Genomic DNA, 12,175 nt, shown 5'->3' with positions numbered 1-12,175 from the left:
TTTAAATTGAGTTTAAATTTTAATAAAGCTCTGTTCTATTAGGTAACAAAAGTTAAAATCACATCCATTCAACAATCTTACCCACCGCATTGGCTTCATAGCATTTGATAGAGGTTTTTTGACTGGGTTTTTTGGGCAAAATGGCTTTTAAAAAGCCGTAATTTTCCATTTCTTTCAATCTAGCGTTCAAATTGGGGGCTTCTAAAATCCTGCCATTCAAACTCACTTCGCCCAAAAACGCCGTTTTATTGTCAATTTTTCTGTTTTTAAAGCTTGAAAGGATACTGGCAATGACCGCTAAATCGCAAGCCGGCTCGCTGATCTTAATACCTCCGCTCACATTAATAAACACATCATGGCGGTTTAAGGGGATTTCTAGCTTTTTTTCTAATAAAGCGATGAGCATGTTAAGGCGGTTGGTGTCAAACCCGTTCGCTAATCGTTTGGGTGATCCGAAACTGCACTCGCTCACCAACGCCTGGATTTCTAAAATCAACGCTCTTGAGCCTTCTAAAGTGATGGTAATGGCACTCCCCTCCATAGGCTCTTCTTTAGAAAAAAACAAGCTTGAAGCTTCTTTAGCGCTCACCAAACCCTGCTCTTTCATTTCAAACAAGCCGATTTCACTCGTAGGGCCAAAGCGGTTTTTAAAACTCCTTAAAATCCTTAATTCCCTACTGGGATCGCCCTCAAAATACAGCACGCTATCCACCATATGCTCTAGCACTCTAGGGCCTGCGATGCTCCCTTCTTTAGTGATATGACCGATGATAAAAATAGCAATATTTCTTGTTTTGGCCAAACGCATGAGCTCAAAAGTGATCTCTCTCACTTGCGAAATAGAGCCGGGCGCTGAAGAAATCTCTGGCGAATAAAGCGTTTGAATGGAATCAATCACGCACGCAAAATAATTTTCGCTCTCAATATTCGCCTTAATCACAGGCCAATTGATTTCATTGAGCAGATACAATTCTTTTTCTATGCAATCCAATCTAATGGCGCGCATTTTAATCTGGCTCAAGCTCTCTTCCCCGCTCACATACAAAACCTTTTGCTGGTTTTTGGCTAGACCAGAAGCCACTTTTAAAAGCAGAGTGGATTTCCCCACCCCAGGACTCCCCCCCACTAAATACAACCCCCCTTTAGCGATCCCCCCACCTAAAACAATATCCAATTCGCTTTGAGTGGAAGAAAACTTAATCACTTCTTCATGTTCAATTGCGGCGATAGAAACGCTTTTTTGCGCTTTTGGGATCGGATTTTTAAGCGTGTTTAAAACTTCCTTTTGGGTTTGGTTCAATTCTATAAAACTCTCCCATGCGTTGCATTGAACGCACTTGCCTAGCCACTTAGGGCTTGTAAAACCGCAATGCTGACACTCAAATAAAGAAGTTTTTTTAGCCAAAATACCACTCTTTTTTAAAATCACACAGCTAAAAACTGGATAAAAACAAGGTTTTGGTTTTGTTCTGTAACAAAACTGATAAAGCTAAACTCAAACCAAGTTAAAAAGTTATCAAGCGCCATTTTGCTCTATTTTTCTTAAAGCTTTCAAAATATAGCGTTTGATATAAGATCCCACGCTTTCTTCTTCTTCGTTAGCCATTTTCTCTAGTTTTTGGTATTGCTCATCAGAAAAATACAAGCTTACAGCGCGAGTTTTTTTATTAGCGTCTGCTTTTGGTTTGCGTCCTAGTTTATTTTTAGTTCCCCTTAAGTGAGTTTCATCTGTGTTTTCTGTCTTTTCCATCAAGTTCCTTCAATCATCATCGCAAATCGCTTCAAAATAGCATATTAGCATAAAAGTAGCGTATAATGAATAATGCCGCAAGTGCTAATCATTCCTCATTTTAAGTTTATTAGCACTCGCTCAAAAAGGCTTCACCCCTTAAAAAGAACAAATCAAATCGGTAACACCCTGATACTGCGATCCAATAATTCCTGTAAGGCGTTTTCAATGGCAAATAAAGTCCCGGTAGTCGCGCTCATGCACCCATCGCATGCCCCCATGTAGCGGATATACACATCAATGTAATCATCGCTTTCTTTAATGTCTAAAATCTCTAAATCCCCCCCATCCATCATAAGCATAGCGCGGATATTTTCATCAATGACTTTATCCACCGCTTTAATCTTTTGAACCATAGTCATTTCCCTGAAAGCCAATTCCCCGCTTTGGGATTTATTCGCAGCGGCTTTAAGTTTTTCAGCTTCCATTTCTTCGCGCACTTCTTTAAGAATATCCACCAAGTAATAATCCCTTTTTTCATGCCCTCCAGGCCTCACACAGCTTTTACAAAAAGCACCGGCTTTGGTGTAGTTAGTGATTTCTTCAACGCTTTTTAAATCATTGAGCTTAATCACTTCTTTAATCGTGCCTAAACTCACCCTAGCGCACTCGCACACGATGATTTCTTCTTCAAAATCTTCAGCGTTTTTCCCCAAATACATGCCGGCAGCTTTTTTAATCACATCATACGCCATCACCGAGCAGTGCATTTTTTGCCCAGGGACAGCCGGCGTGTCCGGATCGTCTCTCAAGCCTCTTTCCACATCTAAATTTGTGATTTTTACCGCATCTTGGACTCTTTTATTCAAACACAACTCTACCATCATGTCTGAGCTTGCGATCGCTGTTCCGCAACCAAAGCTTTTAAACTTCGCGTCAACAATTCTATCCGTGCTTTCATCTACAAGCCAATACAACCTCACCGCATCACCGCATGCCTCTGCACCATAATCCGCCACAATGAGCTTAGCGTTTTTAGCCTTAGCCTGCTCTTCAGTGATGACCCCTAAATGCGTGGGGTTATCCATGCGCCTTTGAACTTCTTTAGAATACGCGTCCCAGAGAACCGAACCCACTAAATCATGTTTTGCCATTTTGATTCCTTTATATTCTTTTTAATAAGAGCTTGAAATGTTTCTCAATCTTATAGCCGCTTGAGAGAAAACTTCAATCGTTTTATCAATTTCAGCTTCCGTGTTAAAACGACTCAATGAAAGCCTGATAGCAGTATGAGCTAATTCCTTGCTCGCTCCAATCGCTACCATGACAGGATTAGCCTCTAAATCCTCACTCGCGCACGCGCTCCCTGTGGAAGCGGCGATATTGGAGCGATTCAAATCCCACAGCATGGCTTCTCCTTCAATCCCTCTCACGCTGACTAAAGTCGTGTTAGGCACACGATGGATTCGATCCCCCACCACCATCACATCAGGGATTTTCAAAAGCGCTTCTTCTAATTTGTCGCGCAATTTCCCTACCACTTCTTTTTCATAGTCTAAATGCTCTACGGCTAATTTCATCGCTTCGCCCATGCCCACAATATAAGGCACATTCAAAGTCCCGCTGCGCCTGCCATTCATATGCTCCCCGCCATGAAAAAGAGGGGTCAATCCCACCCCACTTCTAATATACAACCCCCCAATGCCTTTAGGCCCATGGAATTTGTGCGCGCTAAAAGAAAGGAAATCCGCATTCGCCTTTAACACATCTACAGGGATTTTACCAATCGCTTGCACGGCATCGGTATGGAACAACACGCCCTTTTCTTTACAAATAGCCCCAATTTCTTCAATAGGGAAAATGAGACCGGTTTCATTATTCGCCCACATCACGCTCACTAGAGCGGTTTTTTCTGTGATCGCTTCTTTGACTTGCTCTGCGGTGATACTCCCATGCTCATTAATGGGCAAGTAAGTAACCTCCACCCCCAAGCTTTCTAAAAAATTGCAAGTGGATCGCACCGCCGGGTGCTCTGCAACCGTGGTTATAATATGGTTTTTGCCTTTTTTCAAGCATTCATCAAAATACACGCCCTTTAACACCCAGTTATTGCTTTCTGTCGCGCAAGAAGTGATGATCACATCGTCTATATCCCTAGCGTTAATGCCTTTATAGAGCTTATCTAGCGCTTCTGCAATGGCTGGGTGGGTTTCTGTGCCAAACTGGTGCAACGAGCTAGGGTTCCCGTAATGATCCCTTAAAAAAGGATCCATGATCTCCTTGACTTTAGGGTCAATCCTAGTTGTAGCGTTATTGTCTAAATAAATTCGTTGTAACAAGGTTAATATTCTCCTCAAAAATTTTACATAGATTTTCTTATCTGAGTCTAAATTATGATTAAATACAAGATATTTTCTTAATTTTAACTTAAAATAAGATGAATTTTTGAAAACATTTTGAGAAATGCGAACACCCCCATTAAAAACTAAAAATAGCACCCATAAACCTGCTTAAGGTTTTTTAAGGGGTCTCCCACGCCTGTCTTTTAAAGCGTCTATCCCCCCTTGTTGGTAACGCTTCTCCCACACATAGAGTTTTTGCAATTGTTTCGCGACTTCTTTTTTAGTGGGTTTAATGCCTTTAAGGTTATAAAGAGCGGTAATTATAAGGGGCTTTGGGACATTAAACCTTTGGATAAATTCCAAACAATCTTTTTTGAGTTGGGAGTCTTGCTTGTTTTTAGTAATATCCACATGGCTTAAATATTGCAACACGTAAAGGCGTTTTTCTTCATCTTCTTGTGCGATTTCTGGGGCTAACTCCATCCCTTGACTAACGCTTTTAAAAAACTTATTTGAAGCCTCTTGAGTAGGATAAACGCTCAAATAAGTTTCCAGTAAAGAAATCACTCTTTTTTGCTGTTCCAATAGTGCGTCTATCTTATCACTCAAACGATTTATTTTACTTTCCATGCGTTCAATACTAACCACCAAAAATAAATAGCTATTTAATCATTAAAAATGATTATTCTAATACCATGCTCCAAATTAAGATGTATTTTTATAATCATGCTACAATAAAAAAACGCAAAACGATTCCAAAGAAAAAGGGCTTAAAATGAAAACTTTTGAAGTAATGATTCAAACCGATTCGCAAGGGTATTTGGACGCTAAATTTGGCGGTAACGCTCCTAGAGGGTTTCTCAATCCAAACGGCTTACCCACTTATTCGCCTAAAATCTCATGGCAAAAAGTAGAAGGCGCTCAAAGCTATGCGTTAGAACTCATCGATCATGACGCTCAAAAAGTGTGCGGCATGCCGTTTGTCCATTGGGTCGTGGGCAATATTTCTTATAATGTTTTAGAAGAAAACGCCTCCATGATGGATAAAAGGATTACTCAAGGGGTCAATTCGCTCACTCAAGGCTTTATCCGTTCACCGCTCAACGAAAGCGAAAAACAACGCTCCAATCTCAATAACAGCGTCTATATCGGCCCCATGCCCCCTAATGGCGATCACCATTATCTTATTCAAGTGTATGCCCTAGACATTCCTAAACTCGCCTTAAAAGCCCCTTTTTTCTTAGGCGATTTGCATGATAAAATGCGTGGGCATATCATCGCCATAGGGAGAAAGGAATTTTTATACAAGCAGTTTATAAGGAAATAAACTGCGTGTTTGTAGCTATCCTTTCGCTAAATTGAATTTTTGATACATCTCTAAAATCCTCTTTTCATCTAGCATGCTTTCTTCAATCTTTGTGCCTATCAAATCGGCATGGTGTTTTTTAAATTCTTTTAAAGGGATTAAATCATTATGAATGATAGCGTTTCGCCTCTTTTTAGCTAAAGGGAAGTGCCATTGCATGAGTTCTTTATCCTTAATATGGTGTTTATCTTTAAGCTTTAAAATTTCATAAATATCATCATTATGTTGCCAAGTTTCTAAAACCTCACCATTGTGTTGCCAAATTTCAAAAGGCTCACAATCGTTATAAAATAACCATTGATCTCCCCATGCGTCTAAAAACCCAAAATCCCCACTATTGCACACAAACACTTCAAAATCCTGCACCACAAAATTAATGCGCGAATACATCACAACATCTTTAATGCTCTTAGGGATATAAAAACTTTCATAAAGTTTTTTAGCGTCATAAACATGATCGCAATCAATTTTTACTACCCACTCATTTTTAGGGATAAAAGAAAGCGTATAATTAGAGTAATGATAAAGTTGGTGCCACAAACTCGGGCAATCCTTTAGCATGACTTCATAAGGATAGCTGATAGGGATAAATGAGGGGAACTTTTTGCAAAACTCTAAAATCACTTCTTTAGAGCCATCATCGCAATCATTAAAACCAATGACCCCCCTTTGAATGGCAGGAAGCATAGAAAACAAACTCTCTTCTAAAGTAACGATTTCATTTTTGACTCTAATAAAAGCCCATGGGTTTAGAGAGCTTTTAGGGTTTTGACTTTTTTTATCGTAGTCAAAATAACCTGAATGCGTGGGATTGGGTAGAGTTAAAGTGGGATGGATAACCCTATCTTCTAAATGCCCCCCCCCCCATAATTATAATTAAGAGAACTATTTTTATAAATACTCTTATTGCGTTCAATGAAACTTTCATTATTTAAAGAAGCGATAGCTAAAAACACGCTTTCTTGATGGTCATGGTTGAATAAAGCTTTTTCTTGAAGGGAATGAAGTTTTTTAGCCTCTAACATTTCCTTAATTTCATGATTGATTTCATCATCAATGTTTTTGGCCCCTTTTAAACTACGAACATACCTAACCACAAAAGGCATTCTCTCTTTAATAAAACCCTTGATTTTATTTTTTAACCCCATAAAAACTCCTAATTGGAATAAAACGCTATTAAAAGCAAAATCTTATTATACTACACTCCCGCTACATTTTTAAAACGCTCCCTAACTTCTTTGTCTAATTCCAGGACTTCATCTAGATTAGAGAGCTTGAAAGGCATTTTAGCGTATGATTCTAAGGCTTGAGAAATGGTTTGGATAAGGCCACCAAAAGCGATCTCTTGATTTAAAAACTTTTTCATCGCCACTTCATTGCTCGCGTTCAGCACCACGCCAAGCTTTGGGTTTTCCAACAACAAGTCTTTATAACGCCACAAAGTGTAGCGCTCCATGCTAATGGGTTCAAATTTAATCGCGCTTAAAGCGTATAGATCTAGTGGCTTGATAGACGCGTTCAAAGAGGCCAACTTCGGATCGATCGCATAGCTTATGGGTAATTGCATGTCCGCGCTCGCTAAATGCGCGATGACAGAGTTATCTTCAAACTCCACCAAAGCATGCACGATAGAACTCCTTTCAATCAGCGCATCAATCTTTAAAGACGCGCCAAAAAGCCAATAAGTTTCTAGGATTTCAAAAAGCTTATTGACCATGCTCGCTGAATCAATGGTGATTTTAGATCCCATGCTCCAATTAGGGTGCTTGAGCGCGTTTTGCGCGTTTTGAATAGGAATGAATTCTAAAGGCGTGTCCCTAAAAGCCCCCCCACTCGCGCTAATGATTAAGGATTTAGGTTTTAAAGCCTTGTTTTGCAACAACGCCCACAAACCAAAATGCTCGCTATCAACGGGCGTGATTTGTGAAATGTCTAATAAATGCCCCGCACTCACCAAACTTTCTTTATTCGCTAGGGCCAGTTTTTTATTAGTTTGCAAGCTTTTAAAGCTCGCCTTTAATCCTGCCACACCCACAATAGCGTTAAGGACTAAATTGGAAACGCACTCTTCTATCATCGCATCAATGCCATCTAGCCCTACAAACACTTCTGCGCCCAAAGGCTCTAAATTATTCAAATCGCTAGGATCTAAAACCGCCACTTTCTTGGGTTTGAAAACTTTGATTTGCTCATTGATTAAAGCGATATTTTTCCCACAGCTCAAGGCTTCTATTTCTACCTTGAATTTTTTTGCGATTTTTAGGGCGTTTTTCCCAATAGAGCCAGTGCTTCCTAAAACAACCATTCAATCCCCCAAAAACACCGCCGTTTCTTTCCAAACTTCTAAAAAATACAACAGCGCATGCAAGCCTAAAGCCCCAAAAAGCATGGAATCCAATCGGTCTAAAACGCCCCCATGCCCGGGTAAAATCTTACCGCTATCTTTGATCCCAGCCTTTCTTTTCAAATAGCTTTCATACAAATCCCCAAACACCGCCATAAGAGCGATTAAAAAGCTGAATAAAAGCGCCATAAGAAAGCCCCCGCTCAATTTCCCCATGCCCACAAACGATCCTAAAACGCTCGCTAAAACAACGCCAATGAACGCGCCCTCTAAGGTTTTATTCGGCGAAGTGGGCGTGAAAGGGGTTTTGCCTAAAAGCTTGCCTCCAAAAAACGCCCCCACATCGCTTGCAACCACCACGACTAAAAGCCAAATGATCGCTACCGCACCAAAATCCTTATAAATCCCAAAAAGCGCAAAAAACCCAACGCCCGGGTATAAAAAGGGTAAAATGGCTTCGCTATGGTGCGCTTTTTGATAAGCGATAACACTAGCCATGACCATGGCACTAATAAGAGCGCATTCTATAGGGCGCCCGTTAAAATACGCCGCTACCCATGACAACACTAAAATAAGGTACAGACTAAAGCTCGCTTTAACTTGGAATAATCTTAACGCTTCAGAAAACCCTACCGCATAAATCCCCCCTAAAACCGCCCAAAACAACAACAAATTGTCCGCATATAAAATCAAGCCTGCCGCAATGATTAAAACAAACCCTGTAATGTAACGAGATTTTTCTTTAAATAACTCTTCTTTCACTTTTTTCCTTAATCAATTAAATACCAGCGAAACTAAACAATAGCTGAACGCGCTAATCAAAACAACTCCCACCAGATTGAGCCACAAACCGGCTTTAATCATATCCGTTATTTTAACATACCCAGAGCCATAAGCTATTGCATTGGGTGGGGTGGCCACAGGGAGCATGAACGCGCAAGTCGCGCTCAAAGCTACAGGAATGGTCAATAACAAGCTCTGATGGTTTTCATAACCCATGCCCATCGCCACTCCCCCAATCACCGGTAAAAACGCCGCAGCAGTGGCGGTGTTAGAAGTGATTTCGGTTAAGAAAATGACCATTAAAGTTACCATGAAAATAATGAATAAAATCGGTAAATGCGAAAAGCCAGAGACTAAATGCCCGATCCACAAGCTCAACCCGGTTTTAGAAAATTGCGCGCTCAAGGCTAACCCACCACCAAATAAAAGCAACACATCCCAAGGGAGTTTTTTAGCAACGCCCCAATCAATGAGCCTATCGCCTTGATTGTTAGCGGGCAAAATGAATAAAAGCGCAGAAACCCCCATAGCGATCACTGAATCAATTTTATCTATCTTAACGCCCCAAGATTTTAACATTACGCCTAAAAAAATCCACCCTAAAGACGCTAAAATAAAAATAATCCCCACAGAGATTTCCGCCTGACTCAAACGGCCTAATTTGTTTAACTCCACCCTAATGACTTCCTTACCCCCTGGGATTTCTTTAATCTTTAAAGGGAAAATGACATAAGTGAGCAAGAGCCACGCTAAAATGAGCATGATAAAGGCTAACGGCGTCCCAAACACCATCCACTGAGCGAAACCAATTTCAGTATTGAAAGCGGTTTTCATATAGCCGGCTAATAAAGCGTTAGGCGGCGTGCCAATCAAAGTGCCTAAAGAGCCAATAGAAGCCGCATAAGCGATGCCAAGCATCAAGCAAATACTGAAATTCGTGCGATAGATAGTAGTCTTTTCTTGAATGACTTGAGTAATATCTTTACCCTTATGCACGATATTACTCATAATACCCCCATGCGCTTTGGTGATTTCTTCTTTTTGATACCATGAATTAGAGGCGTTTTCTTTGCCCACCAGTTTAGCGACTAATTGCAAAACGCTCATGCCAACAGGGAGCATCATCACCGCCGTTGCGGTATTACTCACCCACATAGACAGAAAGCCTGTAGCTATCATAAAACCTAAAATCAACTTCCTAGGGCTTGTGCCTACTAATAAAATAATGCTTAAAGCGATGCGTGTGTGCAAGTTCCATTTTTGCATGCTTAAAGCTAAAATAAAACCTCCCATAAAAAGAAAGATGATCGGCGATGCGTAAGAAGAGCTAACACTAGCGAATTGATCCACGCTAAAGACGCTAAAAAGCACCAAAGGTAAAAGCGCGGTTGCGGGCAGGTCAATGGCTTCAGTCATCCACCATATCCCCATTAAAACAGCCACCCCAGCCACAACAGGCATCGCCTTATAATTTAAGGAATTAAGCTTGGGGATTTCTTCTACAATATGAGGCAGTTGAGAATTGAGCGCATAATAGATCATAAGTGCGATTAACGCTCCCCCTATCAATCCTAACAAGCGCACGATCTTAGTGCTTTTGTCATCGGCGCGCGTATCGGTATGCGTATTGGCATGCGAATGATTTTCCATTTTATTTTACCCTTTAAAATTACTAACCTCCATGCTACAATAAAACTTTTTCAAAACTAAGACTTTAGAAAAATCATATCAAAATAGGAAAAAGAGTGGTAAAAGAAAGTGATATTTTAGTGGTTGGTGGGGGGCATGCAGGCATTGAAGCGAGCTTGATTGCGGCTAAAATGGGGGCTAGAGCGCATTTAATCACCATGCTCATAGACACAATCGGTTTGGCGAGCTGTAACCCAGCCATTGGGGGCTTGGGTAAAGGGCATTTGACTAAAGAAGTGGATGTTTTAGGGGGGGCTATGGGGATTATTACGGATAATAGCGGTTTGCAATATCGTGTGTTAAACGCTTCTAAAGGGCCGGCAGTTAGAGGGACTAGAGCGCAAATTGATATGGACACTTACCGCATTTTTGCAAGAAATCTTGTTTTAAACACCCCTAATTTGAGCGTCTCTCAAGAAATGACCGAAAGTTTAATCATTGAAAATAATGAGGTAGTGGGCGTAACCACAAACATCAATAACACTTATAAGGCTAAAAAAGTGATCATCACCACAGGCACTTTTTTAAAAGGGGTGGTGCATATTGGCGAGCACCAAAACCAAAACGGGCGCTTTGGGGAAAACGCCTCTAACTCTTTAGCCTTAAATTTAAGGGAGCTTGGCTTTAAGGTGGAAAGGTTGAAAACCGGCACTTGCCCAAGAGTGGCGGGCAATAGCATTGATTTTGAAGGCTTAGAAGAGCATTTTGGGGACACAAACCCTCCCTATTTCAGCTATAAAACCAAAGATTTTAACCCCACCCAACTCTCATGTTTTATCACTTACACCAACCTTATTACCCACCAAATCATTAGGGATAATTTCCACCGAGCCCCCCTATTTAGCGGTCAAATTGAAGGCATAGGCCCAAGGTATTGCCCTAGCATTGAAGATAAAATCAACCGCTTCAGTGAAAAAGAACGCCACCAGCTGTTTTTAGAGCCTCAAACCATTCACAAAAGCGAATATTATATCAACGGCTTAAGCACCTCTTTGCCCCTAGATGTGCAAGAAAAGGTCATCCATTCTATCAAAGGATTAGAAAACGCGCTCATCACGCGCTATGGCTATGCGATAGAGTATGATTTCATCCAGCCCACAGAATTGACCCACGCTTTAGAAACCAAAAAAATCAAAGGGCTTTATTTGGCCGGGCAAATCAATGGGACTACCGGCTATGAAGAAGCGGCGGCTCAAGGGCTTATGGCTGGGATTAATGCGGTATTAGCCCTAAAGAATCAAGCCCCCTTTATTTTAAAGCGCAATGAAGCCTATATCGGCGTTTTGATTGATGATCTGGTCACTAAAGGCACGAATGAGCCTTACAGAATGTTTACCAGCCGAGCCGAATACCGCTTGCTTTTAAGAGAAGACAACACGCTTTTTAGGTTGGGCGAACATGCCTATCGTTTAGGGCTTATGGAGCAGGATTTTTATAAGGAATTGAAAAAAGACCAACAAGCAATACAAGAAAACTTGAAACGCCTTAAAGAATATGTGCTTACCCCTAGTAAAGAAGTGTTAAAACGCTTGAGTGAATTAGATGAAAACCCTATCAATGACAAAATGGATGGCGTTAGTTTGTTAGCGCGCGATAGTTTTAATGCAGAAAAAATGCGCTCCTTTTTTAGCTTTTTAACGCCCTTGAATGAGCGGGTTTTAGAGCAGATTAAAATTGAATGCAAGTATAATATTTATATTGAAAAGCAACACGAAAATATCGCTAAAATGGATAGCATGCTCAAAGTGTCTATCCCTAAAGATTTTGTGTTTAAAGGCATTCCAGGCCTTAGCTTAGAAGCGGTAGAAAAATTAGAAAAATTCCGCCCCAAAAGCCTTTTTGAAGCCTCAGAAATCAGCGGGATCACCCCAGCGAATTTAGACGTTTTGCATTTGTATATTCATTTGCGGAAAAACTCTTAA

General features: G+C 40.7%; 12 protein-coding genes. 2 read left to right on the top strand and 10 right to left on the bottom strand.

Annotation, left to right across the window (positions count from 1 at the left end):
- Positions 1 to 58 precede the first annotated feature (58 nt).
- From radA to DQL14_RS02310, 5 genes are all read right to left on the bottom strand, one after another.
- Entirely contained in the window at positions 59 to 1,405 is a 1,347-nt protein-coding gene (gene radA / locus DQL14_RS02330; RefSeq protein ID WP_162296846.1) for a DNA repair protein RadA, read from the bottom strand.
- Between the two features lie 111 nt (positions 1,406 to 1,516).
- Positions 1,517 to 1,750, bottom strand: coding sequence for a ribbon-helix-helix domain-containing protein (locus tag DQL14_RS02325; RefSeq protein ID WP_000415824.1), 234 nt, complete (start codon positions 1,748 to 1,750; stop codon positions 1,517 to 1,519).
- 152 nt (positions 1,751 to 1,902) lie between these two features.
- Positions 1,903 to 2,883 (bottom strand): iron-sulfur cluster assembly scaffold protein NifU, encoded by a 981-nt coding sequence (locus tag DQL14_RS02320; protein ID WP_001051992.1) that lies wholly within the window; start codon positions 2,881 to 2,883, stop codon positions 1,903 to 1,905.
- A gap of 21 nt (positions 2,884 to 2,904) precedes the next feature.
- Positions 2,905 to 4,068 carry a NifS family cysteine desulfurase gene (locus DQL14_RS02315; RefSeq protein WP_033585129.1) on the bottom strand — a complete coding sequence of 388 codons (1,164 nt, stop codon included), beginning with the start codon at positions 4,066 to 4,068 and terminating at the stop codon, positions 2,905 to 2,907.
- Positions 4,069 to 4,239: 171 nt separating this feature from the next.
- Positions 4,240 to 4,701: a helix-turn-helix domain-containing protein gene (locus DQL14_RS02310; RefSeq protein ID WP_162296845.1), complete on the bottom strand. Its 462-nt coding sequence runs from the start codon at positions 4,699 to 4,701 to the stop codon at positions 4,240 to 4,242.
- A gap of 145 nt (positions 4,702 to 4,846) precedes the next feature.
- Here DQL14_RS02310 and DQL14_RS02305 point away from each other — a divergent pair, with 145 nt between their 5' ends.
- On the top strand, positions 4,847 to 5,398 hold the full coding sequence (locus DQL14_RS02305; protein WP_108169703.1) for a YbhB/YbcL family Raf kinase inhibitor-like protein: 552 nt from the start codon (positions 4,847 to 4,849) through the stop codon (positions 5,396 to 5,398).
- A 15-nt stretch (positions 5,399 to 5,413) separates the two neighbouring features.
- Here the strand turns inward: DQL14_RS02305 and DQL14_RS02300 are convergent, their stop codons facing one another.
- From DQL14_RS02300 to DQL14_RS02280, 5 genes are read right to left on the bottom strand one after another with little or no spacing between them, the layout of a single operon-like run.
- Positions 5,414 to 6,274 (bottom strand): beta-1,4-N-acetylgalactosamyltransferase, encoded by an 861-nt coding sequence (locus DQL14_RS02300; protein ID WP_108169702.1) that lies wholly within the window; start codon positions 6,272 to 6,274, stop codon positions 5,414 to 5,416.
- 11 nt (positions 6,275 to 6,285) lie between these two features.
- The gene (locus tag DQL14_RS02295; RefSeq protein WP_108169701.1) at positions 6,286 to 6,585 is read right to left on the bottom strand and encodes a beta-1,4-N-acetylgalactosaminyltransferase; all 300 of its coding nucleotides are present in this window, start codon (positions 6,583 to 6,585) and stop codon (positions 6,286 to 6,288) included.
- Positions 6,586 to 6,635: 50 nt separating this feature from the next.
- Positions 6,636 to 7,742 carry a 1-deoxy-D-xylulose-5-phosphate reductoisomerase gene (dxr, locus tag DQL14_RS02290; protein ID WP_108169700.1) on the bottom strand — a complete coding sequence of 369 codons (1,107 nt, stop codon included), beginning with the start codon at positions 7,740 to 7,742 and terminating at the stop codon, positions 6,636 to 6,638.
- Positions 7,743 to 8,543: a phosphatidate cytidylyltransferase gene (locus tag DQL14_RS02285; RefSeq protein ID WP_108169699.1), complete on the bottom strand. Its 801-nt coding sequence runs from the start codon at positions 8,541 to 8,543 to the stop codon at positions 7,743 to 7,745.
- A 12-nt stretch (positions 8,544 to 8,555) separates the two neighbouring features.
- On the bottom strand, positions 8,556 to 10,214 hold the full coding sequence (locus DQL14_RS02280; RefSeq protein ID WP_108169698.1) for an SLC13 family permease: 1,659 nt from the start codon (positions 10,212 to 10,214) through the stop codon (positions 8,556 to 8,558).
- A 95-nt stretch (positions 10,215 to 10,309) separates the two neighbouring features.
- Here DQL14_RS02280 and mnmG point away from each other — a divergent pair, with 95 nt between their 5' ends.
- Positions 10,310 to 12,175, top strand: coding sequence for a tRNA uridine-5-carboxymethylaminomethyl(34) synthesis enzyme MnmG (gene mnmG / locus DQL14_RS02275; RefSeq protein WP_108169697.1), 1,866 nt, complete (start codon positions 10,310 to 10,312; stop codon positions 12,173 to 12,175).

This window comes from Helicobacter pylori NCTC 11637 = CCUG 17874 = ATCC 43504 = JCM 12093, from assembly GCF_900478295.1.
Classification (GTDB): Bacteria; Campylobacterota; Campylobacteria; order Campylobacterales; family Helicobacteraceae; genus Helicobacter; species Helicobacter pylori.
The sequence above is the reverse complement of the archived record's forward strand: the minus strand, read 5'-3'. Positions and strand labels throughout refer to the sequence as shown.